23 protein-coding genes are annotated in these 26,019 nt (G+C 57.5%); all 23 read right to left on the reverse strand.

Annotated elements, in window-relative coordinates; genetic code table 11:
• Positions 1-122: 122 nt before the first annotated feature.
• The gene (locus ACFFIY_RS02545) at positions 123-389 is read right to left on the reverse strand and encodes a stage V sporulation protein S (protein WP_076756472.1); all 267 of its coding nucleotides are present in this window, start codon (positions 387-389) and stop codon (positions 123-125) included.
• Positions 390-499: 110 nt separating this feature from the next.
• Positions 500-1,294, reverse strand: a complete 795-nt coding sequence (locus ACFFIY_RS02550) for a TIGR00282 family metallophosphoesterase (protein ID WP_354199138.1) — start codon at positions 1,292-1,294, stop codon at positions 500-502.
• 72 nt (positions 1,295-1,366) lie between these two features.
• Positions 1,367-2,932, reverse strand: a complete 1,566-nt coding sequence (gene rny / locus ACFFIY_RS02555) for a ribonuclease Y (protein ID WP_354199136.1) — start codon at positions 2,930-2,932, stop codon at positions 1,367-1,369.
• Positions 2,933-3,297: 365 nt separating this feature from the next.
• Positions 3,298-4,359, reverse strand: coding sequence for a recombinase RecA (recA, locus tag ACFFIY_RS02560; protein WP_354199135.1), 1,062 nt, complete (start codon positions 4,357-4,359; stop codon positions 3,298-3,300).
• A gap of 198 nt (positions 4,360-4,557) precedes the next feature.
• Positions 4,558-5,793, reverse strand: a complete 1,236-nt coding sequence (locus ACFFIY_RS02565; RefSeq protein ID WP_354199134.1) for a competence/damage-inducible protein A — start codon at positions 5,791-5,793, stop codon at positions 4,558-4,560.
• Between the two features lie 17 nt (positions 5,794-5,810).
• On the reverse strand, positions 5,811-6,389 hold the full coding sequence (gene pgsA, locus ACFFIY_RS02570) for a CDP-diacylglycerol--glycerol-3-phosphate 3-phosphatidyltransferase (protein WP_354199132.1): 579 nt from the start codon (positions 6,387-6,389) through the stop codon (positions 5,811-5,813).
• A 47-nt stretch (positions 6,390-6,436) separates the two neighbouring features.
• Complete coding sequence (locus ACFFIY_RS02575; protein WP_354199130.1) at positions 6,437-7,336, reverse strand: RodZ domain-containing protein; 900 nt, start codon at positions 7,334-7,336, stop codon at positions 6,437-6,439.
• 16 nt (positions 7,337-7,352) lie between these two features.
• On the reverse strand, positions 7,353-8,144 hold the full coding sequence (locus ACFFIY_RS02580; RefSeq protein ID WP_354199128.1) for a DUF3388 domain-containing protein: 792 nt from the start codon (positions 8,142-8,144) through the stop codon (positions 7,353-7,355).
• A 103-nt stretch (positions 8,145-8,247) separates the two neighbouring features.
• Complete coding sequence (ymfI, locus tag ACFFIY_RS02585) at positions 8,248-8,982, reverse strand: elongation factor P 5-aminopentanone reductase (protein ID WP_354199126.1); 735 nt, start codon at positions 8,980-8,982, stop codon at positions 8,248-8,250.
• Positions 8,979-10,274: an EF-P 5-aminopentanol modification-associated protein YfmH gene (gene yfmH / locus ACFFIY_RS02590; RefSeq protein WP_354199146.1), complete on the reverse strand. Its 1,296-nt coding sequence runs from the start codon at positions 10,272-10,274 to the stop codon at positions 8,979-8,981. The genes ymfI and yfmH overlap by 4 nt, the downstream gene beginning before the upstream one ends.
• Positions 10,261-11,541: an EF-P 5-aminopentanol modification-associated protein YfmF gene (gene yfmF / locus ACFFIY_RS02595; protein ID WP_376837170.1), complete on the reverse strand. Its 1,281-nt coding sequence runs from the start codon at positions 11,539-11,541 to the stop codon at positions 10,261-10,263. The genes yfmH and yfmF overlap by 14 nt, the downstream gene beginning before the upstream one ends.
• Before the next feature lie 281 nt (positions 11,542-11,822).
• On the reverse strand, positions 11,823-12,782 hold the full coding sequence (locus ACFFIY_RS02600) for an ABC transporter permease (protein WP_354199122.1): 960 nt from the start codon (positions 12,780-12,782) through the stop codon (positions 11,823-11,825).
• A 1-nt stretch (position 12,783) separates the two neighbouring features.
• Complete coding sequence (locus ACFFIY_RS02605) at positions 12,784-13,830, reverse strand: ABC transporter permease (protein WP_354199120.1); 1,047 nt, start codon at positions 13,828-13,830, stop codon at positions 12,784-12,786.
• Entirely contained in the window at positions 13,820-15,379 is a 1,560-nt protein-coding gene (locus ACFFIY_RS02610; protein WP_354199144.1) for an ABC transporter ATP-binding protein, read from the reverse strand. The genes ACFFIY_RS02605 and ACFFIY_RS02610 overlap by 11 nt, the downstream gene beginning before the upstream one ends.
• 183 nt (positions 15,380-15,562) lie before the next feature.
• Positions 15,563-16,657 carry a BMP family lipoprotein gene (locus ACFFIY_RS02615; RefSeq protein ID WP_354199118.1) on the reverse strand — a complete coding sequence of 365 codons (1,095 nt, stop codon included), beginning with the start codon at positions 16,655-16,657 and terminating at the stop codon, positions 15,563-15,565.
• A 50-nt stretch (positions 16,658-16,707) separates the two neighbouring features.
• On the reverse strand, positions 16,708-17,436 hold the full coding sequence (locus ACFFIY_RS02620) for a GntR family transcriptional regulator (RefSeq protein ID WP_354199116.1): 729 nt from the start codon (positions 17,434-17,436) through the stop codon (positions 16,708-16,710).
• Positions 17,437-17,765: 329 nt separating this feature from the next.
• Positions 17,766-20,150 carry a DNA translocase FtsK gene (locus ACFFIY_RS02625; RefSeq protein ID WP_354199114.1) on the reverse strand — a complete coding sequence of 795 codons (2,385 nt, stop codon included), beginning with the start codon at positions 20,148-20,150 and terminating at the stop codon, positions 17,766-17,768.
• Between the two features lie 88 nt (positions 20,151-20,238).
• Complete coding sequence (locus ACFFIY_RS02630; RefSeq protein WP_354199112.1) at positions 20,239-21,906, reverse strand: ribonuclease J; 1,668 nt, start codon at positions 21,904-21,906, stop codon at positions 20,239-20,241.
• A 202-nt stretch (positions 21,907-22,108) separates the two neighbouring features.
• The gene (gene dapA / locus ACFFIY_RS02635; RefSeq protein WP_354199110.1) at positions 22,109-22,996 is read right to left on the reverse strand and encodes a 4-hydroxy-tetrahydrodipicolinate synthase; all 888 of its coding nucleotides are present in this window, start codon (positions 22,994-22,996) and stop codon (positions 22,109-22,111) included.
• Positions 22,950-24,044: an aspartate-semialdehyde dehydrogenase gene (locus ACFFIY_RS02640; RefSeq protein ID WP_354199108.1), complete on the reverse strand. Its 1,095-nt coding sequence runs from the start codon at positions 24,042-24,044 to the stop codon at positions 22,950-22,952. Before ACFFIY_RS02640 ends, dapA begins: the two co-directional genes overlap by 47 nt.
• 88 nt (positions 24,045-24,132) lie before the next feature.
• On the reverse strand, positions 24,133-24,723 hold the full coding sequence (locus tag ACFFIY_RS02645; RefSeq protein ID WP_354199106.1) for a dipicolinate synthase subunit B: 591 nt from the start codon (positions 24,721-24,723) through the stop codon (positions 24,133-24,135).
• Positions 24,716-25,516, reverse strand: a complete 801-nt coding sequence (locus tag ACFFIY_RS02650; RefSeq protein WP_354199104.1) for a hypothetical protein — start codon at positions 25,514-25,516, stop codon at positions 24,716-24,718. Before ACFFIY_RS02650 ends, ACFFIY_RS02645 begins: the two co-directional genes overlap by 8 nt.
• On the reverse strand, positions 25,513-25,779 hold the full coding sequence (locus ACFFIY_RS02655) for a YlmC/YmxH family sporulation protein (RefSeq protein WP_354199102.1): 267 nt from the start codon (positions 25,777-25,779) through the stop codon (positions 25,513-25,515). Before ACFFIY_RS02655 ends, ACFFIY_RS02650 begins: the two co-directional genes overlap by 4 nt.
• Between the last annotated feature and the right edge of the window lie 240 nt (positions 25,780-26,019).

A 26,019-nucleotide genomic window follows, 5' to 3' on the forward strand; every position in this document is an offset into this window, starting at 1 on the left:
ATTCCCCCAAAAAAGATACGGCCCCTGACCCGGATTCCGGGCGGGACCGATGCCTGTTTGGTTAATCCGCGCGGTGCGCCCCTGAGCGCACGGGGCAAGGCCCGGTGTGCCGGGCGTCTCCCTCAGCGCTTTCGCTTTTCGACAAGCAGTTTCATCGCCGTCCGTTCCTCGCCTGCGATGATGATGTCCGTAAAGGCAGGGGAACACGTCAGGTCGGCGCCGCTCGGGGCGACGAACCCCCTGGCAATGGCGACTGCCTTGACCGCCTGGTTCAGCGCTCCGGCCCCGACCGCCTGCATTTCCGCATATCCCTTCTCCCGGATGACTGCCACGAGCGCACCTGCCACTGAATTTGGATTTGAGCGTGATGATACTTTCAACGAGTCCATGCCTTTCCCTCCTGTTTTTCCGCATTCATGGAACCGGATGCTTCCATAACCCACTGTATGCGGGGGAGGCGGAGGGCATGATAGCGCCCGTTGCATTCTCCGTGCCGATTTCAGCCGTTGAACGGATGGTCTTCGTTGATGAGGATCCGCTCGACCCGGCGTGCCTTGCCGGTGTCCGCGTCCGCTTCGACAAACAGTCCGCCGAGCTGGGTTCTGCCGTTGTCCACCTGGAAGCGGACCGGCATGTTCGTCTTGAAGCGGTAAAGGACATCTTCTTTTTTCATGCCGAGAATGCCGTCATACGGGCCGGTCATCCCGGCGTCGGTCAGATAGGCCGTTCCACCCGGAAGAATTCGCTCATCGGCGGTCTGCACATGGGTGTGCGTGCCGACTACGGCGGTGGCCCGGCCGTCCAGGTGCCAGCCCATCGCAATCTTTTCGCTTGTCGCCTCTGCATGGAAATCAATGAAGATGAGCGGGGAGACGGCAGCCGCCTCCTCGATCAAACGGTCGGCCATCGCAAACGGATCGTCATGCGGCGGCATGAACGTCCGGCCATGGAGGTTGATGACCGTAAGCGTGCCCGCCTCTTTTTGGACGGTCACCGTTCCGCGGCCCGGCGCCTCGGGGGAAAAGTTGGCCGGCCGGATGAGGGCTTCGGATCCGTCGATGAAGTCAAAAATCTCCCTTTTGTCCCATGTGTGATTGCCCATCGTGATGACATCCACACCGGCAAAAAGCAGCTCATCGTGATCATCGCGTGTGAGCCCTTTTCCGGAAGCGGCATTTTCGCCGTTCGCGATGATGACATCCGGTGAGTATCGGCGGCGCAGTTTCGGCAGTTGGCGGCGGATCATGTCCATGCCGGAACCTCCGACGATGTCTCCGATAAATAGGATTTTCATAAAGTTGATTGCCTTCTTTCCCAAATGGAGAAAGGCTCCCGGGACGAGGGTCCACGGAAGCCGTTCTGCCGGTTATTTTGCATATTCGACCGCACGGGTTTCCCGGATGACGGTCACTTTGATATGGCCCGGATAGTCGAGCTCACTTTCAATCCGCTTTCGGATATCGCGTGCAAGGCGGTGGGCGGTGATGTCGTCCACCTGATCCGGACGGACAATGATGCGCACTTCACGCCCTGCCTGAATGGCGAAGGACTTTTCAACGCCATCATAATCCTCGGCGATTTCCTCGAGTTTTTCAAGGCGCCGGATGTAATTCTCGAGCGTCTCGCTGCGCGCTCCCGGACGTGCGGCGGACAGGGCGTCGGCCGCAGCGACGAGGATGGCGATGACCGAAGTCGGTTCGGTGTCGCCGTGGTGCGAAGCGATGCTGTTGATGACGACCGGATGCTCTTTGTATTTGGTGGCAAGTTCAACACCGATTTCAACGTGGCTGCCCTCGACTTCATGGTCGATGGCCTTTCCGATGTCATGCAGCAGGCCGGCACGTCGGGCCAGGGCGATGTCGGAATCCTTGAAACCGAGTTCCGCTGCCAGCAGGCCCGACAAATAGGCGACTTCCTTCGAGTGCTTCAGGACATTCTGACCATAGCTCGTCCGGTATTTCAGCCGTCCGAGGATCTTGATCAGATCCGGATGCAGATTGTGGATGCCCAGGTCGAATGTCGTCTGCTCCCCGGCTTCGCGGATTTGCTCGTCCACCTCTTTCCGGGCCTTTTCCACCATCTCTTCAATGCGGGCAGGATGAATCCGCCCGTCCTGCACGAGTTTTTCAAGTGCCAGCCGGGCAGTTTCCCGCCGGATCGGGTCAAAGCCGGACAAGATGACGGCTTCCGGCGTGTCATCGATGATCAGGTCGATGCCAGTCAGCGTCTCAAGCGTCCGGATGTTCCGTCCTTCACGGCCGATGATTCTGCCCTTCATCTCGTCATTTGGCAGATTGACGACCGAAACGGTGGTTTCTGCGACATGGTCGGCTGCAAACCGCTGGAGTGCTAGGGAGAGGATCTCCCGGGCTTTCCGGTCCGATTCTTCCTTCGCGCGGAGTTCCGACTCTCTTGTCATGACGGCGATGTCAGTTGATAATTCGTTCTCCACTTCAGTCAGGATGAGCTGGCGTGCCTCATCCCGGGTGAGTGCAGATATGCGTTCGAGCTCCGTCTGCTGTTCCGACTTGAGCTCTTCCGCCTTGCTCTCCATCTGTGCGATATGCTGTTGTCGTTCGGCCAAAGCGTCTTCCTTGCGCTCCAGACCCGCTTCACGTTTGTTCAGCGCATCCTCCTTGCGGTCGAGGTTCTCTTCCTTCTGCAACAGCCGGCTCTCCTGCCGCTGCAGTTCGCCGCGGCGGTCCCGGATGTCGGATTCGGCTTCTGTCCGTAGTTTGTGGGTTTCATCTTTCGCTTCAAGTAGCGCTTCCTTCTTCAATGCCTCCGCTTCGCGCCTGCCCTCTTCAACGATGAGCGCGGCAGACTGCTTCGCACCGGTCACTTTAGAATCGTTCACGTTTTTCAAAACAAAATAGCCAACAACTGCACCGACGATGAGTCCGAGCAAAGCGGAGATGATCACTTCAACCATTGAGGTCACCTCCCCCTGCTTTCATTCGTCTGTCAAACCGGCCGGAACAAAATCCCGGCCGTGGTCAAGCCAGTCATGCTGATGTTGCTCTGTCCAGCTGCGCGGGCCAGATTCTCGGGAGCATCTGTCCGCCGAGGGTCTAGACGGCCCGCTCCGCTTTTCTTGCATGAAGCTATACAATTTTAATTGTACCGGCGGAAAAATCCCCTGTCAAGGATTGCCGGCTGACTGTTCTGACGATGTTTGCCGGCTTTTGCACGGATGCCGGAGGGGTCTTTCCGTGCGCTTCACCGGGCCGCCCCCGGACACCCGGCCGCCGAATGCGAAAAGGCTGCCCGCTTGCATCCCGGGCAGCCTTCATCGTCTTATTCGTCGCCGAGAAGAAGGTCGAGCTCTTCGTCTTCTTCCGTTTCGTCATGACCGGCAATCACATACTGTGCACCGGCAAGACCGTAGGCTTCACGGATCCTGTTGGAAATTTCCTGCCGGACCTCCGGATTTTCTTTCAGGAACTGCTTGGCGTTCTCCCGGCCCTGGCCGAGCCGCTCGTCATTATAGGAATACCAGGATCCGCTCTTCTGGACGATGTCCGTTTCGACGCCGAGGTCGATCGTCTCGCCTTCCTTGGAGATCCCTTCCCCGTACATGATGTCCACTTCAGCCGTGCGGAACGGAGGGGCAACCTTATTTTTCACGACTTTGATGCGGGTTCGGTTCCCGACAATGTCGCTTCCCTGCTTGATGGATTCCGCGCGGCGGACTTCAAGCCGGACGGAACTATAGAATTTCAGCGCGCGGCCGCCCGGAGTGACTTCCGGGTTGCCGAACATGACGCCGACTTTTTCACGGATCTGGTTGATGAAGATGGCAAGTGTCTTCGACTTGTTGATGGCGCCGGACAGCTTCCGGAGCGCCTGGGACATGAGCCGGGCCTGGAGGCCGACGTGAGAGTCGCCCATCTCGCCTTCAATCTCGGCTTTAGGGACGAGCGCGGCGACCGAGTCGACAACGATGATGTCGATGGCACCGCTCCGCACGAGGGCTTCAGCAATTTCAAGCGCCTGCTCGCCGGTGTCCGGCTGGGAAAGGAGGAGCTCATCGATGTTGACGCCGAGTTTTTGCGCATAAACCGGGTCGAGTGCGTGCTCGGCATCGATGAAGGCGGCCGTCCCGCCGGACGACTGTGCTTCGGCGATGGCGTGGAGCGCAACGGTCGTCTTGCCCGAGCTTTCCGGCCCATAGATTTCGACGACACGGCCGCGCGGGTAGCCGCCCACTCCAAGCGCTGTGTCAAGAGTGAGCGAACCGCTCGGCGAAGTCGAGATCTCCCGGTCCGTCTTTTCTCCCAGTTTCATGACGGATCCCTTCCCGAACTGTTTTTCAATCTGTTTCAATGCCATGTCCAATGCAGCTTTGCGATCGCTCAAACTTGTTCCTCCTCATAGGTTCATACTGTTTTTCTTACTACCACTACTATACTCGGTTTCTGAGAAAACTTCAAGGAAAAAGCGAACATCCATTCGATTTTAATTCATGCGGTTTTTGGATTTCAGTCCCGTTCCCGATGCCATATTTGCAATTTGACGCAAAACACGGCCCCGAAATCCAATTTTCGGGGCCGTGTTTCAGCCGATCATGCGAATCAATATATGGAGGGCGGATTTGACTGCCCGGATCCTGTTTGTGTTGCGCATGCCGGACAAGAGCAACTTTCTTGTCTCCATCGAACCGCCGCGCCGGGCGATGGCGACCCAAACCGTGCCCCCGGGTTCGCCATCGTGCGGATCGGGGCCGGCCGCCCCGGTGAGACCGACACCGACGTCGGTCGAGAACTTGGCGAGGACGGAAGAAGCCATGGCAGCGGCTGTTTCTTCGCTGACAACGCCATGCTCTTTCAGAAACTCGGCCGGAATTCCGAGCTGGGCCGTTTTCGCCTCTGCGGTGTAGGTGACGACGCCGCCGGCAAGCGCGGCGCTGATCCCGGGCTGCTCTGCCAACTCTGCCATGAACAGGCCGGCGGTGAGGCTTTCCGCAGCGGAAATTGTCAGCCGGTTTTCGATCAGCAGGGAGGCTGCCTTGGAAACGAGCGTCTCGTCGTCATGGCCGTAGATATATTCGCCGGCCAGTTTCCGGATTTCAGTTTCTGCACGATCAAGCAGCACCACGGCCTCCTCCCGGCTTTCCGTCTTCGCCGTCATCCGGATCGTCACTTCCCCGTCGGAGGCGAGCGGCGCGAGCGTCGGATTCGTCTGGTTGTCCAGCAGGTCCATCAGCCGCTCCTCCAGCTCCGCCTCCCCGATTCCGTAAAACCGGAGAACACGGGACACGATGCGGCCATCCTCACCCGCAATCTGAGCCAGAAGAGGCTTTGCCTGCTCGGTGAACATCGGCTCCATCTCCTTCGGCGGCCCCGGCATGAGCAAATAGTGGACGCCGCCGGAAGCGGCAAGCATGCCGGGAGCCATTCCATGCCGGTTTTCCAGTACAACGGCACCGTCCAGGACAAGTGCCTGCTTGCGGTTATTCTCCGTCATCGGCCGTCCCATCCGCTTAAACCAGCCCTCGATGGACCGAAGTGCCGCTTCATCGTGGACGAGCCGCCTTCCCGCGTGGTGCGCAATCGTTTCCTTCGTCAGATCATCTTTCGTCGGGCCGAGTCCACCGGTGAAGATGAGAAGATCGGCACGGCTTTCGGCGATCCGGATCACTTCTCCGAGCCTGCCGGGGTTGTCGCCGACGACCGTCTGAAAATGGACATCGATGCCAATTTCCGCCAGGCCCGATGAAATATACCGGGCATTCGTGTTGTTGATCTGGCCGAGCAACAACTCAGATCCGACCGCAATGATTTCAGCTTTCATGGGGCTTCATCCTTTCCTTACATGGATTCGAGAAGAACGCGGCGGTTCTTGTAGAAGTAGTCGGCTCCCGACCAGACGGTGAACACAAGTGCGATGTAAAGCATGATCATGCCGAACGGAATTCCCGCCGCGGCAAAGAACATGTCGTTCAGAAGCAGGAAGACGATCGCGATCAGCTGGGCGGTTGTCTTGATCTTGCCGAGCATGTTCGCCGCCACGACTTCCCCGCCGCCCGCCAGGATGAGCCGGAGACCGGTCACGGCAAACTCGCGGCTGATAATGATGATGACGATCCAGGACGGCGCCAGCCCCATCTCCACGAGGATGATGAGCGCGGCCGAGACGAGCAGCTTGTCCGCCAGGGGATCCAGGAATTTGCCCATGTTTGTGACCAGATTGTATTTGCGGGCCAGGTGGCCGTCGATCCAGTCGGTCAGCGATGCGAAGATGAAGAGGATGCCGCCGATCAGATGCTCGACGGAAAGTTCCGTGCCTCCGAAGCGCACTTCCCCGAAACCGAAATCAATGAGCATAAAGATCATGAAAACCGGGATGAGGAAAATACGGGCTACGGTGATTTTGTTCGGTAAATTCATGTGCCGTTCAATCCTTTCAATTAAAATAGCCATCTGTTGCCAGATGACTATTGTTTGTTCGCAAGCTGGATGACGATGTTTTGCGTCACCCGCTCGGTTTCGGGAATTTCATATTCCAGCTTCTGCCCATTGACGATCAGCGACACGCCGGGCGTATAGCCGATGCGGAGCCGGATCCAGTCCACTCCGGAAACCTCGATCGTTTCCTCCTGGCCGCTCTCTACCGTGCGGCTCAAATGCTGTGCGCCGGCACTGTCCGTCGCGGTGACCCAGGATCTGCCGGATCCTTTGACCATGACAGTGGCCGTGTCTGCACCGGCAAGGCTGTAGTAGGAGGTTTCCCCTTCGGAACGGTCGAAGGAAAGCGCGGCCGCGGACTTTTCTTCCTCTGCACCGGCTGTTTCATCTGCCGCTTCTTCATCGGAATCCGCGTCAACCGCCTCCGATTCTTCATCCGCCGCGCTTTGCTGGCCGGAAGCCGTCTGGCCGCCCGGCTGCTCCACTTTCACGCTGCGGTCCGGCTCCTGCCTTTCCTCATCCTTGCTGTTTGAAGCGGTCATCTGAGAAAGGAACCAGACGATTGCGACGGCAAGGACGATGAACAGGGCGAGGATCACCTTCGGCATCACCTCGGCCGCCCGTCCCGAGCGTCTTGCCATCGTGCTTCTTCTCATCGCCGGCGCCGGCATGCCCGGTTCCTGGCCGGGGGCCGGCGCCGGAGCTTCGGCCTTGTAGAGTGCCAGCATCTCATCCGGATCCAGGCCGACCGCCTCGGCGTACTGCTTAATGAATGCCCGGACATAGAAAGTCCCGGGCATGATGCCGAAATCCCCTTCTTCAATTGCGGAGAGATAGCGCTTTTGAATCTTCGTCAGTTCCTGAAGATCGTCGAGCGAGTATCCTTTTTCTTTTCTTGCCTGCTTCAGCCGAGCGCCCAGTTCGGACAACCAAAACACCTTCCTATCAAATATTGAATCCGAAATCCATTCCGCTCCGGCCTGACATTCTGTCGTTTTGCTCCAGTTTGTCGTAAGTGATCTCTTCGTCGTTATCCCGCCGGATTTCAATGATATAGTCAAAGTCGTCCATTGTATACTCTGAATGACGTACAAAGATATCGGGATGTTCCACCACTTTGATGGACGGCATGCGCATGATCTCCCTCACGAGCTGCATATGGCGCTCATCGGTGGCTTTTCGCGTGACGATCCCGTCGAGGATGAACACATTGTTGCCGGAGAATTCGTCGCCGGCCAGCTTGCTGCGGACCGTCTGACGGATCATCGTCGAAGAAAGGAAAATCCACTTTCTGTTTGCACTGACACTGGCCGCGACGACCGACTCTGTTTTTCCGACCCGGGGCATTCCGCGGATGCCGATCAGTTTGTGCCCCTCCTGCTTGAAGATCTCCGCCATGAAATCCACGAGGATCCCGAGTTCGTCGCGGACAAACCGGAATGTCTTCTTGTCATCGGCATCCCGCTGGATATACCTGCCGTGGCGGACCGCAAGGATATCCCGCAGCTTCGGATGACGCAGCTTGCGGACGTTGATCATTTCCATCGTGGAAGCGATCAGTTCAAACCGCTCGATCGCCTCGTCGTCCTCCGAGCTGAGAAGCATTCCCCTGCGGCCCTCATCGACGCCGTTGATCGTGATGATGTTCACGCGCAACAGCCCGAGAAGCGATGAGATTTCTCCGAGCAGACCCGGACGGTTCACTTCGATTTCATACTCCATATACCACTCACTCAAGTAAAATCGCCTCCATCGGCGCCGGTGCGCAATGTATTTCTATCATAGCGGATTTAAGGGTTGAAGAAAAGGGAAAGAGGGCGCCGTTTCGCCCTCTTTCCCTTTAAATATACCAGCCGCCGTTCACGCGGATAATCTGGCCTGTTACATAAGAACCGCCTTCCCCCAGAAGGAAATCGACCATCCCGGCCACATCGCCCGGAAGGCCGGGCCGCATGAGGGGAATCTCGCCGAAGGCCATCCGCCTCTCTTCCTCGGTCAGATGGCTGTTCATGCGGGTTTCAATCCAGCCGGGTGATACGGCATTGACGAGCACATTCGAGCCCGCCGCTTCCTTCGCATAGGCCTTCACAAAACCGTGGACGGCGCCTTTCACTGCCGAATAAGCCACCTCGCCGGCCGCTCCCGCATCTCCCCAGATCGATCCGATCATCACGACATGGGAAACCGGGTGCCGCCGCAGACGTTCCGAAACGAGCGCGATAAAGCGCATCGGATTGGCGGCATGCACATGCCAGAGCGCATCCAGATCTTTCATCGACGTATCCGTCAGCAGTTTGTTCATCTCCTGGCCCGCAGCCGAGACGACCGCCCGGATGTCCCCGGTCGACGCCGCCAGTTTCTCTCCGCCGTCCGGCTTTGAGAAATCGGCGCCCGCCGTCTCGAAGCGCTGATCCGGATACCGTGCGGACAACCCTTCGCGCAAGGCTTCGGCCCTTTCCTCCGAACGGTTGTAGTGCAGATAAAGCGACCAGCCGGAGGAAGCGAGCTTCTCGGCGACGGCCGTTCCGATCTCACCGGATGCGCCCAGGACGGCCGCGGTTTTCCTCCCTGTCATTCCCCTTTGTCGGGAAGCACCTGGAACACGCTCCATGCCTGCTCATCGGCGAGCGGAACGAGCGCATCCTGCAGGTCCTTCACCTGCAGATCTTCAAGTGCAGGGACGGTGTCAAACAGATTCATCCCGTTGAATGTATACCGGGTGAACTGGTTGGCGATGTATTCGATCGAGTTGAGTGCGCGGAGGAACAGGCCGGTCCTTCTACGGAGCTGTCGGTCGAGCGCATCCTGTCCGAACGGGAATTTCTCCGCCGCACTTCTTAGTGTCGCCCGGACCTTCTCCGCAAATTTGTCGGGATCTTTGCTGTCGGTTCCGATCACCGCGAATGCGAAGCCCGCCTCCGATGTATACTCGGTGCCGAACGACTCGTCGATGAGGCCTTCTTCATAAGCTTCCGTAAAGAAGTCGGATGTTCTGCCGAAAAGCAGGTCGAGCAGGATTTCAGCGGCGAGCTCATGCTTGAGCGCATCGATGCCCGAAAGGTCCGGGTGCGGCAGCTTCACCGCGAACTGGACTTTCGGCTTTGAGACATCCATCTTGATCGAGCGGGCGGGCACATCCGCACTTGCCGGCTCCTGAGGGAATTCACGGACGATCGGCTCGGGTTTGTCGAATGTCTTGGCCGCCTGGTTTTCGCGGATGAACGCCATCATTTCTTCGGGATCCACCGCTCCGACCGCGAACACAAGCATGTTCGACGGGTGGTAGAACGTATGGTAGCACTCATACAGATGATCCGCAGTGATGTCCGCAATCGACTCGACCGTGCCGGCGATGTCAATCTTCACCGGGTGCGACTTGTACAGGTTTTCAATGGCGCCGAAGTACGCCCGCCAGTCCGGCTGGTCGTCATACATGGTGATTTCCTGGCCGATGATGCCTTTTTCCTTCTCAACCGTCTGTTCCGTGAAGTACGGAGACTGGACAAAGTCGAGGAGAAGCTCCGTGTTCGGATACAAATTGTCTGTCGCGGAGAACAGATACGCAGTCCGGGTGAAAGAAGTGAACGCGTTGGCGGATGCCCCGTTCGCTCCGAACTTCTGAAATACATCCCCGTCTTCCTTCTCGAACATTTTATGCTCAAGAAAATGGGCGATGCCGTCCGGAACGCGGACCATATCCGACTTTCCAAGCGGTTTGAATGTATTGTCGATGGAGCCGTATTTCGTCGTGAATGACACATAAGTTTTCGAGAAGCCTTTTTTCGGAAGGATGAACACCTGGAGCCCATTCGGAAGTTCCTCATGGTACAGGGTCTCCTGCAACCGATCGAATTCAAGCGTCCGCATCATCGGATTCCTCCTTTCCTGACAGCAGGTAAACAAGTTCTTTTTCAATGGTGCCGGCCATTTTTTGGATGTCTTCCTTTGTGACCGGCTCCCATTTGGCAATCCAGGCCTCCGGAGAGAATCCGCCCGGAAGGTCCTTGTACTGATCGAAGATTTCAATTTGGCCTCTTGCCGAATCCAGAGCTTCCCGGAGCTGATTGGCGAGCATCGCCTTCGTCTGGTCCAGTTCAAGATCTGAAATTTCACCGGCCTTCATGGCTTCGAGCTGTTCATCGATGAGTGCTGCCGCCTTTTCCGCCTGCTCGGGATCCACGCCGGATGAAACGGTGATCAGCCCGTATCTTGACAGGTAGGAACTGGCCGCATAGTAGGCCAGGCTTTCCTTTTCCCGCACGTTCATGAACAGCTTGGAATGCGGGAATCCGCCGAAGATGCCGTTTGTGAGCTGCATTTTCGGGAAATCTTCTGTTCCAAAGAGAACCGGCGTCGAAAAACCGATGTGCAGTTTGCCCTGCTTCATCGCCTGTCGTTCATACACACGGCCGGTTTTGCCCCGCCGCTCCGTCGCCGCCTGGGGAGAAACGGCCGGAATCCGTCCTTCAAAATTGAAAGCAGAACGGATTTCTTCGGAAAACGCCTCCGGATCCACATCCCCCGCCACATAGATGTCCACTTCATCTTCGCTGATCATCCGTTTGTACGCATCCAGTACATCCTGTCCGGCCAGCGCGCCTACATGTTCCTCGTCGCCGGTCGCCCGGATCGATTCCGGGCTGTCCGGCCGCATGAGCTGCATCAAGCGCTGCTGGGCAAAGCGGGTCTTGTCATCATAGAGCGAGCTGAGCCGTTCAAGGACCGTCTGCTTCTCCCGCTCGAAAATCTGCGGCTTGAAGTTCCCGTCTTGCATGTTCGGCCGGAAAACGGAATCGGCAAGCAGGCGGACCGTCCAGTCCACGACGCCTTCCTCTTCAAGAAGCTTGTCGTTGACGCATTCTGCATTGAAGGAGACGTAGTGGTAGTCTCCCCGCTTGCCCACATCCGTATAATAGAGCGTGCCGTACATGTTCTCAAGCGCGGAACGGAGCGCCGCCCGGCTCGGATGGGTTTCATTGCTGTCTTCCAGGATATTGGCCAGAACCGCCCTTGCCGATGCACCGGCGGCAGTCATCGGCTGCCGGAAGCGCAGTGAAAAAGTCACCGTTTTGAATTGGGTTGTCCGGCGAACAAACAGCCGGACGCCTTCTGCGAGTCGAAATTCCGTAAACATGGCACACCTCGGTTTCATTCGTTATTTTTATTGAGTATTGTCCAATTCCACTATACCGAAACCGGAGCGCCGGTGGCAAACATTGGCGTTTATCTCCGTAATTATATTATGTTAACCATTGTGTGTGATTCATTGAGCGAAAGGAGACGATTTGGCGCCTGGCCGCCGCAGCCAATGCGGTCCTCTCTGACCCATCATAAAAAAGGCGGGATTGCCTCCGTTAGCCGGATGCAATCTCGCCTTTTCCAGTTGGTTGAATGAAAGCCTTGTCGTTGACGGTCTTACCTGCTGCCTTTAATGTAAGGCTTGCCGCTCGCCTTTGGTCCTGTTGCCTTGCCGATGAAGCCGGCGAGGGCGAGGATCGTGAGGATGTACGGGAGCGCGTGGAGATAGCCGGTCGGAATTTCTTTGATGATCGGGATGCTTGGACCGACAACAGCGAGCGCCTGTGCGAAGCCGAAGAAGATGGCGGCCCCCATCGCACCGATCGGATGCCACTTGCCGAAGATCATGGCGGCGAGCGCCATGAAGCCTTGGCCGTTGATCGTCGCGTGGCCGAAATCACGCGTCATCGTCTGAGAATAAATGGCTCCGCCGATGCCGGCAAGAGCGCCGGAGATGACGACTGCAATGTAGCGGATCCGGTTGACGTGGATCCCCATCGTGTCCGCTGCCATCGGGTGTTCGCCGACCGAGCGCAGACGCAGGCCGAACGGTGTCTTGAAGATGACATACCAGGCGACAAACGCTGCGACGATGGCCAGGATGCTGGATCCGTAGACCCCCTTGAAGAGCATCGGACCGATGACCGGGATATCCTGGAGCACCGGAATGTTGAAGTTTGGAATCGCTTTTTTGATGAAGTCGGTCTGTCCTTTGTCGAAGATCATCTTCGTCAGGAACAGCGCGACCGCAAGACCGAGCATGTTGATCGCAACGCCGGAGACAACCTGGTCTGCCCGGAACGTGATTGATGCGACCGCATGCAGGAGCGAGAAGACGGCGGACACGATCATCGCCGCAATCAGGGCGACCCACGGAGTCCAGCTTCCAAAAGTATCATAGAAGAACAGGTTGAACAGGATGCCGATGAAAGCCCCCATCACCATGAGCCCTTCCAGTGCGATGTTGACGACGCCGGACCGCTCGGAGAAGACGCCGCCGAGCGCCGTGAAGATGAGGGGCGCGGCGTATGCAATCGATACCGGTGCCATGAAGTACAGGATTTCGAGGAAGCTCATGTCACTTTGCCTCCTTTTTCTTGGAGATCTTGCTCAGGAGAAGGCGGATTGCATAGCCGCACGCCACGAAGAAGATGACGAGCGCGATGACAATCTGGACAATCTCCTCGGGAATCTGGGCGGCATTCGGCATGTTCAGTGCCCCGTACTTCAGAGAACCGAACAGAACGGCACCGAAGATGACACCGAGCGGCGTGTTGGCTCCGAGCAGGGCAACGGCGATCCCGTCAAACCCGATGCCGGTGAATCCGCCGCGCGTGTACATGTTGCCGAATGTCCCGAGCCCTTCCATGGCACCCGCCAGTCCGGCAAATGCACCGGAAATGACCATCGCCAGAATGATGTTTTTGCCGATCTTCATGCCGGCATATTCAGAAGCATTTTCGTTGAATCCGACGGCCTTGAGTTCGAAGCCGGTCGTTGTTTTCTCAAGCAGGAACCACATAAGCACAACCATCAGCAGGGCGAGGATGATGCCGTAGTGGAGCCGTGAATAATCCGTGATCGATGCGAGGAAATCCGAGCGGAGCGAAGCGGTTTCTTTGATCCGCTCCGTCTTGTCGCCGCCGCCCGACCAAGTCTTGATGAGCGCGTTGACCACATAAAGCGCAACATAGTTCATCATGATCGTCACAATGACTTCGTGGATTTTCATCTTCGCTTTCAGCAATCCCGGCAGGAACGCCCATAGGGCACCCGCAGCCGCGCCGGCCAGGATGGCAAGCGGAAGATGGATCACTTTCGGAAGGTCGAATGCCGCGCCGACATACACTGCCGCAAACCAGCCGACGATGAGCTGGCCCTCGACTCCGATATTGAACAGCCCGGTACGGAAGGCAAATGCCACTGCAAGACCGGCAAGGATGTACGGCGTGATCTGGCGGATGGTTTCGCCGATTGCATAGGAGTCGCCGAAGATCCCGTTCCAGAGGGCAATATATCCTTTAACCGGATCATAGCCGCTGACAACCATGACGATTGCCCCGACGAGCAGGCCGAGGATCACGGAAATCACCGGGACGAGGATATTAATCATTCTATTGGACATGCTTGTCATCACCTTCTTCCGCCTGCATGGCCGCCGCCTCTTTGCGGGAATGGCCCGCCATCAGCAAGCCAAGTTCCTGTTCATCCGTTTCGAGCGGCTTGACCGTATCGATGATCGCTCCGTCGTAGATGACGGCAATGCGGTCTGAGACGTTCATGACCTCGTCAAGCTCGAACGAGATGAGGAGAACCGCTTTTCCGCTGTCCCGCTGCTCGATGAGCCGGCGGTGAATAAACTCGATCGCCCCGACGTCCAGCCCGCGGGTCGGGAGCGCGGCGATGAGCAGGTCGGGATCCCGCTCGACTTCGCGTCCGATGATCGCTTTTTGCTGGTTCCCCCCCGAAAGGGCTCGGGCCGGCTCGTGCGCGCCCTGCGTGCGGACGTCATATTGTTCGATGATCTGTTCCGCAAAGCGGTCGATCGCCTTGTAATCGATGATCCCGCCCTTTGAAAGGGGCTTTTGATAATACGTTTGGAGCGCGATATTGTAGCCGATCGGGAAATCAAGGACGAGCCCGTGTTTGTGCCGGTCCTGCGGGATGTGCCCGACGCCCGATTCGGTGACCTGGCGCGGACGCTTGTTGGTGATGTCTTTGCCGTTGATCGATACGCTTCCGGATTTGGTCTTTCTGAGACCGGTGATCGCCTCGATCAGCTCTGACTGGCCGTTGCCGTCGATGCCGGCAATGCCGACGATTTCTCCGCGGCGGACGCTCAGGTTGAGTCCTTTTACCTTTTCAACGTTCCGGGAATCGGTGACGACCAGATCTTTGACCGCGAGCACTTCATCGGTCGGATGGGCAGGGCCTTTTTCAGTCTTGAAGATGACCTGCCGGCCGACCATGAGCGAAGCCAGTTCTTCCGGGCTGCTCTCGGAGGTGATGACGGTGCCGATCCCCTTCCCTTTACGGATGACGGTCACCCGGTCGGATACATCCATGATCTCCTGTAGTTTGTGGGTGATCAGGATGATCGATTTCCCTTCCTTGATGAGCTTGCGCATGATTGTGATAAGTTCCATGATCTCCTGGGGAGTCAGGGATGCGGTCGGCTCGTCGAAAATCAGGATTTCCGCACCCCGGTATAAGGTTTTGAGGATTTCCACCCGCTGCTGCATTCCCACAGAAATGTCTTCAATCTTGGCATACGGATCGACGTTGAGCCCGTACTGCTTCGACAGCTCGGCCACCTTCTTGGCAGCGGCCGATATGTTCAGGGAACCGCCTTTCGTCGGCTCGTTCCCAAGAATGATGTTCTCGGTGACCGTGAAGTTCTCAACAAGCATGAAGTGCTGGTGCACCATGCCGATGCCGAGCTCGTTCGCCACGTTCGGATCCGTGATGGCGACTTTTTTGCCGCGGACCCGAATCTCCCCGCCTTCCGGCTGATACAGCCCGAAGAGGACGTTCATGAGTGTCGACTTCCCGGCACCGTTCTCTCCGAGAAGCGCATGGATCTCCCCTTTGCGGAGTTGCAGCGTGATGTTGTCATTTGCCACGAAATTGCCGAACTCCTTGCGGATGTTGAGCATTTCGATCACATATTCCAATGGTTTCACTCCTTTGCCTCTTGGACCTGGATCTCCGGCTGCCAGACGGCGGCCGCAAACGGGATACAGGAAAGACTTCCTGCACCAGGAAATCTTTCATCTATCCATTTGCATGGCAGATCATCATTCAAAAAGAAAGCACAGAGGCCGGAATGGGCCGGCCTCCATGTTGTGCTGGATTTTTTATTTCTTCGGTTCTTTGCCTTCCGGATATTCCGGAACTTCAATTTCACCGGACTTGATCTTTTCTTTGTAGTCTTCGATCTTCGTCATCACTTCTTCAGGAATTGCGCCGCGGGAATCCGCGAGGTCAACGCCGTCTTCATCAAGGCCGTAGACATGTGTTTCGCCGCCAGGGAAGTCGCCTTCCTTCGCACGTTTCGCGATGTCTTCAACCGCAACGTCAACTCGCTTCAGCATTGAAGTGAGAGTGACGTTCGTGTCGCCGACCGCGCCTTCGTCGTACTGGTCGGAGTCAACGCCGATCACCCAGACATTTGCATCCGGATCTGCAGATTTGCGTTCCTTTGCCTCGGAGAACACACCGTTGCCAGTGCCGCCCGCTGCGTGGAAGATGATGTCCACGCCGCTGGAATACATGCGGTTGGCCATTGTCTTGCCGGTTTCCGCTTTGTCGAACGCGCCTGCATACTGGACGTCAACATCGATCTCAGGGTCAACGGCTTTTACGCCTGCGACAAAGCCTGACTCAAAGCGGTGGATGACTTCGTTTTCCATCCCGCCGACAAAGCCGACTTTCTTGGATTCGGTCATCAGTGCTGCGGCAACGCCTGCAAGGTAGGAGCCTTCCTGTTCCTTGAAGAGGATGCTGGCAGTGTTCGGCTGGTCAACGACTGCGTCGATGATGGCAAACTCTGTATCTTTTTGCTGGGATGCAATTTCATCCATTGCATCCTGCATCATGAAGCCCACACCGAAGACGAGAGAGAAGTCGCGTCGCGCGAGGGCATTGAGGTTAGGGATGTAGTCTTCTTCGCCGGCAGACTGAAGGTAGTCATAGCCGCCGTCGCCTTTTTCCATGTCGTTCGCTTCGCCGAACTCCTTGATGCCTTTCCATGCCGCCTGGTTGAACGACTTGTCGTCGATGCCGCCGACGTCTGTGACCATTGCCACCGAAAATTCGCTTGTTTTCTCTCCGCCGCCTTCTTTTTTGCCGTTGTCTTTTGACGCGTCATCGTTGCCCGAGCCACATGCTCCGAGCAGTGTGCCGGCAGCAAGAAGAACCGACAGTGCAAGACCGAACTTGCGTTTAGCCATGTGTGGAACCCCCTAGATTGTTTTGGGTGATAGCAGGAAGTTGGATCGTTTTACATCCGTTTTCGCAATACGTGGAAGTTGAACTTGTCACCTTTGAAATAGTTCCTCGAGTAAAGGACCATGTCGTCGCCTTCGGCATAATGGTACTGCCTCAGCATAAGGAGGGCCGTCTCCGGCTCACACTCCAGGATCGGCGAAGCCGCCTCATCATAGCCGACCGGCTCGATGTGGGCCACCGCCTGGGTGATCCGGATGTCGGCCTCTCGCTCGATCGCCTCGAAGATGGAGTCGTCTTTGCGCTTCAGGAACTCATCGCCGAGCAGCCGGGACGGCACCTTGTCGATGCAGTAGACGACCGGATCCCCGTCTGCGGTCCGGACTCTCCTGATCGTCGTGATCAGTTCATCGGGGCCGCAGCCGAAGCGTTCCATGTCTTCTTCGGCCGCCTTGTCTTCTGACGAAGAGAGGAAGTTGGTCCCCGGCTCCATGCCGACCTGCCGGATCATCGCCGATACGCTCGACAACTCCTCAATCCCGGCAGAAAACAGCGGCCTCGGATTGACGAACGTTCCGACTCCGTGGCGCCTTACGATGTAATGGTCTTCCTCGAGGAGACGGAGTGCCTCGCGCAGCGTTGCCCTCGACACCCCAAGCATCTTGGCCAGCTCGAATTCGGACGGAAGCTTTTCTTTTTCTTTGAAGACACCCGTCGTGATATCGCGCTTCAGCCGGTCGATCACCTGAAGGTACAAGTGCCGATGGTCCGCTTTGATCGTCATGCAATCACCACCAAATCAATGAGATCAGACATCTGATGTAAAACCTTCCTCCTAATCAGTCATACTATATCATTTTTATCACACTAAATAAATACCTATATTTCGAAATAACAAGAGCAAAATAGACCTTTTTCTAACAATCGCCTTCAATCTGTCATCATTTTGAAACCGCAATCATTGGAAGAAGAAAGTGAAGCAGGAAATGTGACGTGTTAAACGGACATTCCCAGGCATCGTCCCGCTTTATAAGGAACAAAAAAATCGAGATGGCCGCCCGGCTGGCGGGCGCCATCTCGATTCTCGCTTTCCGTCGTTGAAAAACCGCCTGGTCACTCATCGTGCCTGTCGTTCAGGAGGACCTGGCGGGGCTTGCTGCCTTCATGCGGGCCGACGACTCCCCGCATTTCCATCTGGTCGACGATGCGGGCAGCCCGCGAGTAGCCGATCCTGAAGCGGCGCTGAAGCATGGAGACGGATGCCTGCTGCATGCTTCGGACCAGGTCGACCGCTTCGTCGTACAGTTCGTCGGTTTCTTCTTCCGGTGCGGTTTCTTCCACGTCCGACGGAATCATTTCTTCCTGGTACTGGGCTTTTTGCTGGCTGATGACGAAGTCCACTACCTCCTCCACTTCCTGGTCAGAAAGGAAAGCGCCCTGGATGCGGGTCGGCTTGGACGCGCCGGCGGGAAGGAACAGCATGTCTCCCCGGCCGAGCAGTTTTTCGGCGCCGCCGGAGTCGAGAATCGTCCGGGAATCGACGGCGGACGATACGGCGAATGCAATCCTTGACGGGATGTTCGCCTTGATGATCCCGGTGATGACGTCGACGCTCGGGCGCTGCGTGGCGATGATGAGATGGATGCCCGCCGCTCTGGCCATCTGTGCAATCCTTGTGATGGAATCTTCCACGTCACTTGAAGCGACCATCATGAGGTCCGCGAGCTCGTCGACGATGACGACGATATACGGAAGGCGCGGATGCTTTTCTTCATTCGCTTCGTTCCACTCATCGATATGGTGGTTGTAACCTTCGATGTTGCGTGTGCCCGTATGCGAAAACAAATCATAGCGGCGCTCCATTTCGGCCACGACTTTCTTCAGCGCCTGGGAGGCCTTGCGCGGGTCGGTGACGACCGGCGCAAGGAGATGCGGCACGCCGTTGTACACGTTCAGTTCGACCATTTTCGGGTCGATCATCATGAGCTTCACTTCATGCGGCTTCGCACGCATGAGCAGGCTGATGATGATGCCGTTGATGCAGACACTTTTCCCGCTGCCCGTCGAACCCGCGACGAGCAGGTGCGGCATTTTGTTGAGCTCGGCCAGCACGGCGTCGCCCGCAATGTCGCGTCCCAGGCTCACCATCAGCTTGGAATCCGGCTTGCTGTTGTTGCGGGATTCAAGCACTTCCCGGAGCGAGACGATTGCGACTTCCGAGTTCGGGACTTCGATGCCGACGGCGGATTTGCCGGGGATCGGCGCTTCGATCCGGATGTCCCGTGCCGCCAGCGCCAGCGCAATGTCGTCGGACAGGCTGACGATCCGGCTTACTTTTACGCCGGTGTCCGGCATCACTTCGTATTTGGTCACGGCCGGACCGAGATGGACCTGCGTGACGCTCGCCCGCACGCCAAAGCTGTGGAATGTCTTTTCAAGCTTTTCTGCATTGTGCTGGATGGCGCTGTATTCCCCGCTTTGATCGCTCTCGGGCGGCGGACTCAGCAGGGTGACCGGCGGCAGCACATAGTCTTCGTTGACCGGTTCGCCTTCGCTGATTGATCCGATCTCCACTGTCGACTCAGCCTGTTCGCCTGCCGGTTCTTCCGCTCCGCCGGCCGCTCCGTGATCTTTGGATGCCGCGTCTGCTGAGCGTTCCGCCCGTTCCGTGAATGAGGAAATGATGGGCTGCGGCCTCGGTGCCGGTTCCGCTTCTTCATGGTGCCCGGCCGGCACGGAAACTTCGGACACCGTCAGCGTATGGACCGGTTCTTTGTCTGCCGCCTGCTCTTTCGACCTTTTCCGTTCTTTGCGGTCCGATTTCCGTTTTTCTGTCCGCGTTGCCGTTTTTTTGTCCGTCTTGGCCTCCGCACGATCGCGGTCAATCATTTCGCGGAGGTTTCCCGCGGCTTCCGGAATCTTTTCGGCAAGATACGGCACGAGCGCCTTTCCGGTGAGCAGCACAAGACCCATCGACAGCATGATGATGCCGGCAATCGTCGCCCCGGTCGAATCAAACAGGACATGGAACATGGCGAACAGCAGGCCGCCGACCATGCCGCCGCCAAGCGATACTCCGCCTTCGGTGATTCCCCCGTCCGTGATGAGGATGATCCATGTTTCCTTCAATGCGGAAGTTGTCTGCAGCCTGCCGGATTCATAGCGCTCCGTGAACAGGAGCACATGGCTGAACAGCGTCAGGCTGCCGAGTATGAGCAACAACCCCGCGACGAGCCGGTTCCGGAGTGCCGGGACCTGCCGTTTCACCATGAGCAACAGTGCAAACACGACGAACATGAGCGGAAGTGCCGGATGCCAGTTGCCGAACAGGAATTTTGCGAGGTTTCCGAGTGCGCGGCCGATGAAGCCGAGTTCAAAGAACGTAATGACGGCGAGGCCTGTCATCACAAGGCCCGACAACTCATAGGTTAACGGGTGCAGGCCGGTTCTTTTTTTCTTCTTGGATGCGGTCTTTTTTCTCTTTTTCTTTTGTGCCATGCGTCCCCCTCCATCTGATGAAAACGGGACTTCCCGCCATGGACGGCGAAGAAATCCCGTTTTTGTCTGTTTTGGTTGTGATGCCCGCTCAGTATTCCATGATGATCGGAATGATCATCGGCCGGCGCTTCGTCTTCTGGTAGAGGTATGAATTGAGTGTATCGCGGATTTCCTGTTTGATGCTTGTCCATTCGAACGATTCTTTGTTTGAATACTTGCCGACGATCTTCTTGACCAGTTCTCCCGCCTCATCGATCAGTTCGCCCGAATCGCGGACATAGACGAAGCCTCTCGACAGGATTTCGGGACCGGCGGCGATCGTCTTCTTCTTCCGGTTGAGTGTGATGACGACGATGAAGATTCCGTCTTCGGACAGCAGTTTGCGGTCACGCAGCACGATATTGCCGACATCTCCGACGCCGATGCCGTCGATGAGCACATTGCCCGCCTGGACGCGGCCGCTCATGCGCATCTTGCCGTTTTTGTATTCGACGATGTCCCCTTTGTCCGCGATGAAGATCCTGGATTTCGGAAGACCCGTCTGCTGGGCCAGCTTCGAGTGGGCGATCAGCATCCGGTATTCGCCCTGCACGGGAATGAAGAACTTTGGCCTCATGAGATTGAGCATGAGTTTCAGGTCTTCCTGGCTGCCGTGGCCGGACACGTGGACTTTGCGGATGGCGGTGAGCACGTCGGCCCCCGCCTTCGCCAGTTCGTTCATCGTGTTGTACATGCCGACTTCCATGCCTGCGGAAGGCGTGAACGTGATCAGGACCGTATCGGTGTCCTTGATCCGGATGTCCTTATGCTGGCGCTTCACGATTCGCTCAAGCGCATGGAGCGGTTCGCCCTGGTTGCCGGTGACGATGATGGCCACCTGCGAATCGTCGTATTTGCCGATTTCCTTGACAGGGATGACCGTGTCGTCCTTGACGTTGAGATAGCCGAGTTTGATCCCGACATGGAAATACGTCTCAAGCGACTTCCCGATGACCGCCACTTTCCGGCCTGTCTCCGCAGCCCGGTCGAGCACCTGCTGCATGCGGATGAAGTTCGAGGCGTACAGGGCGATCAGAATTCTTCCCTGCGCCTTGTGGAACGTCGTGGACAGCTGTTCCCCGATGACCGATTCCGGCGTTGTATAGCCGGGCCGCTCCGCTTCCGTCGAATCAGACAGGAGGATGAAGACGCCCTCGTCCCCGAGCGACGCCATCTTGGACATGTCCGGCCGGTATTTGCCTTTTGCCGACTGGTCGAACTTGAACTCGCCCGTATGGACGATCGCGCCTTCGCTCGTATGGAACACGATGCCGAGAGAATCGGGGATGCTGTGGGTCGTGTTGAAGAACGTCACATAAGTCCCCTCGAAGTTCATCCGGCTCCGGTTCGACACTTCATAGAATTTGACGTTCCACGGAGCCGGCATCGCCTTGAGATGCTCTTTCGCAAGCGCAATCGTCAGCTTTGAGCCGTAAACCGGCGCCTGCACTTTGTTGAGCAGGTAGGCGATCGATCCGATCGAGTCCTCGTGGCCGTGCGTGAGGAAGATCCCCTTGAGCCGGTCCTTGTTTTCTTCGATGTAGGTCATGTCAGGGATGACGATGTCAATGCCGAGCATTTCCCCTTCCGGGAACATAAGCCCGCTGTCAACGATGAACATTTCGTCATCGATCTCGATCACGTACATCGCCTTTCCGATCTCCCCGACTCCTCCGAGAGGGGTGACCTTGATGTTTTCGTTTTTTGTCTTGGTCAATGTTCTTCCTCCTAAATCATACCCGTTCATATCCGCTATTCTCCATTATACGGGAGCCAAACATCCAGCACAAATAAAAAAAGGGCTTGCGCGGAAAGTCAAGGATCCGCATGAAACAGCAAAAAGCAGGGAGGCCGTCGCAACGTTGCGCGCCTTCCCTGCTTTCTGCCTTCACCGAGCCGGCACCTGCAACCCTCCGGTTTCAAGCACTTTCTGCCGCACGGAAGCGGAGAAGCGCTTTCTCCACTGTTTCGGCCTCGGATTTATCCAGACCGACGAGCGGAAGCCGGACCGGTCCCGTGTCGATGCCGGAAGCCAAAAGTGCATGTTTGACCGGGGCGGGGCTCGGCCGGAAGAACATCACTTCCGCAAGCGCAGCCAGCTTGGCATGCAGATTTGCCGCTTCCGACAGTCTTCCTTCCCGGTATGCCCGGATCATCTTCTGCATTTCCGGACCCGCCACATGGGAGGCGACGGACACGACGCCGGCCCCTCCGATCGACAGGACCGGAAGTGTCAGTCCGTCATCGCCGCTGTACAGCTTGAATCCCGCATCCGTGCCGTTGATGACGGCGGTCATCTTCAGCAGGTCCCCGCCCGCCTCTTTGAGCGCACGCACATTCCGGATCCTGGCCAGCGAGATGACGGTCTCGGGCTCCAGCCGCGAAGCGGTTCTGGACGGCACATTGTACAGCATGACCGGCAGCCGGGTACTTTCCGCCGCCGCCTTGAAATGGGCGTGGATCCCCCGCTGTCCGGGCCTGTTATAGTAAGGCGTGACGAGCATGATGCCGTCCGCTCCAAGTTCCTCTGCTTTCCTGGTGAGTGCGATGGTGGAAGCGGTGCTGTTGCTTCCGGTGCCGGCGATGACCGGCACTCTGCCCGCCGCGGCCTCGATCGTCATCCGGATGACGGCCGCGCGCTCGGCATCCGTCAGTGTCGGGGATTCTCCGGTCGTCCCGCAGACGACGATCGAATCCGACCCGTTGCCGATCAGATGATTGACGAGAATGCGCAGCCTGTTTCCGTCGACTTCCCCTTTTTCATCGAATGGCGTGACCATCGCCGTTGATATGTTGCCGAGTTCCATCGGCTCCTTCCCCTTTCACCGCGCCGTCCGCGATGAGCGCCTCCGCAATCTGGATCGAGTTGAGGGCGGCCCCTTTCAGCAGGTTGTCGGACACGACCCAGAGATGGAATGCCCCCGGGACGTCCGGGTCTTTCCGAAGTCTTCCGGTGAACACGTCGTCTTTTCCTTCCGCAAACAGCGGCATCGGGTAAATCTGGGCTTCCGGGTCATCCATGACCGTGATTCCGTCCGCCCCGGCAAGCGCAGCACGGACCGACTCCGTGTCCGCCTCCGGGTTCCCCGTTTCAAAATAGACGGATTCGGAGTGGCCCGTCACGACAGGCAGCCGGACGCATGTGGCCGAAACCCGGAGATCCGGCATACCCATGATCTTTTTGGTTTCGTTGATCATTTTCCATTCCTCAAGCGTGTAGCCGTCTTCTCCGAATGAATCGATCTGCGGAATGGCGTTGTAGGCGATCGGATAGTGTTTGCTGCCGGCTTTCACCGGAAGCAGCGCCGCGTCCGACTGTGCCCGTCCCTCCATGTCGGTCCCCTGCCTGCCGAGTTCCCCGATCGCTTCCGCGCCGGCGCCGGAAACCGCCTGATATGTTGAGACGATGACGCGTTCCAGACCGAATTTTTTCCTGATTGGCTCCAGTGCGCACACCATCTGGATCGTCGAGCAGTTCGGGTTGGCGATCAGTCCCTTGTGGTGTTGAAGCACGTCCCGGTTCACTTCCGGCACGACAAGCGGCGTGTCTGGATCCATGCGGAAAGCGCTCGTATTGTCGATGACCGTGGCTCCCCGGCGCACTGCCTCATGGGCAAGCGCCTTGGAGACGTTCCCGCCGGCACTGAAAAATGCGATGTCCACGCCATCAAACTGATCCGGAACGGCTTCGAGCACCGTATGCTCTTCCCCGCGGAATTGGACCTTCGTTCCCGCAGAACGGGCGGAAGCAAGGAACTTCACCTTGTCCGCCGGAAAATTCCGTTCCTCGAGCTTGCCCGCGATCGTGCGTCCGACCGCTCCCGTTGCTCCTACGATTGCGACTGTGTAACCCATTGTGAACCACTCCCTGTTTTCTGTGATCGAATGTTCAGTATTATAGCACGTTTGCAGAGAGTTTTTGTGAATAAATTCACTTTTGCCGTCACCCGGCCGGGTGGGAGATAAGAACCGGCTGGAGCTGCCTTCCGGCAAGAGCCGCTTCCACCGTATCCACCATCTTCGTAAAATCACTGATCAGGGAGTTCGGCTTCTTCACAGGGTCATCTTGTCCAAACGGGATAAAGTAAATATTTTTCGTGTTGTACAACTTCATGATGTTCTGCCCGTTCAGGCCGAGCGCATCGTTCGTCGAGATGCCGATGACGACCGGCGTCCCGTTCCGCAGCGTCGCCTTTGCCGCCATGAGCACCGGCGAGTCGGTCACCGCATTGGCCAGCCGGGAAATCGAATTGCCCGTCATCGGGGCGACCACCATGCAGTCAACAGGGTTTTTGGGCCCGAGCGGCTCCGCTTCAAGGATCGACGTGATGACCGGTGCGCCGGCCTCTTCCGTGATCCTCCTGATCCACTCATCACCCGTCCCGAAACGCGTTGCCGCAGTCAAAACCGAATGGGTCGCGACCGGGACCACCGTCGCCCCCCGTTCTCTGAACAGCCTGATCTTCGGGATCACATCCTCGTACGTGCAGTGGGATGCGGTAATGCCAAATCCGATCCGTTTTCCTTTAAGCATCGTTCCTCCCCTTCCGTTCGCCGTCAATCCTGCACAAGGCTTCCGCAAGAAGGCGGGCCGCATCATGCGGGAACCACTTTCCGGGGAGCGCAGGCAGTAATTCATAGTATTCATGACGGCATCCGGGGGCTAGGCAACCGGGCAGCGAGGCCAGGTCAAGGATTAGTTCCGGTTTGACCTGGCCTTCAGGATCGAGCCACCGAGAAGGAATCGTGTTCACGAGCACCGGCGGACGGACGGCGGCTCCCGTTTGAGGCAGCGGGCAGAATCCGAACCCTTCCTGCACCGCTTCCGCAAGCGATGCCGGCGACCTCGCCATCACGGTGACCGTTGCCCCGGCCGGACGGAGCAGCCGGGCGAGCGTCTTTCCCACCCGGCCGTATCCCGCGATCCAAAATTCCCGGCCGCGCATCGTCCCTCTGCCGGCCGCATACCAGGATGCGAGAAATCCTTCGGCTGTGAGTCCTGCATTTTCCCAGACGAACCGCTCTTCCGTTAGATATCGATGCGGCCTTTTTTCGGCCCGGTCCAGGGTTGTCTCCCAGTCATCGTCCAGAAGGCCGGCAAACACCTCGCCGACGCTTTTGAACACATCCGGTCCTGGCACGCCGGCAAGCGGTCTCATCGGCAGGACGAGACGATGCGGCCTGCAGTTTTGTACCAGCTCACCGGTTTTCGAATCCCACTTGTCTGCCGCGTGTACTACCACTGTGCCGCCTTCTTTTTTCAGGAGCTCCGCCGCCAGCGCCACGCGCGGATCGGACCCGATGAGCAGCCAGTCCGCCCCGCTCACTCGAACATCCCCTCGTGAAGCGGTTTTGTCCGCCGGAACAAGATCCGGTCGTCCCCGATCAGGACGATCTCCTCCCAGGGAATATACTCGGCTTCCCCGGTCTTCCGTCCTCCCTGCAGCCAGCCGCTTCGCCGCCTGAGTTCAAACCCGTAGATCCTTCCGCTCTTTGGATCAAACAACATCTCCGTGTCTGCCAGCAGGCCGTACCGGATGCCCTCCTCCATCTGGATCAGCTCTTTTTCGGCCATCGTCGACAGGAGCATGCGCGCACATCCCTTCCCTTAGTCCTTTCTTCCACTATATGCTTTGCGGCCGACAGGATGTGAAGGCGGACACTGCCGCCGGACCGGCCAAATCGAGTAGGAGGGGGTGACTAACCCCCGACCTCTCACACCACCGTACGTACCGTTCGGTATACGGCGGTTCAATCAAGATTGTTACTGACGCGCTTTAAAGTCCGGCAATTGACGGTGTCTGTTGTCCGCCTTTTGACGAAGACCTTG

Origin of the sequence: Bhargavaea ullalensis, assembly GCF_042432615.1 — a bacterium.
Classification (GTDB): Bacteria; Bacillota; Bacilli; order Bacillales_A; family Planococcaceae; genus Bhargavaea; species Bhargavaea ullalensis.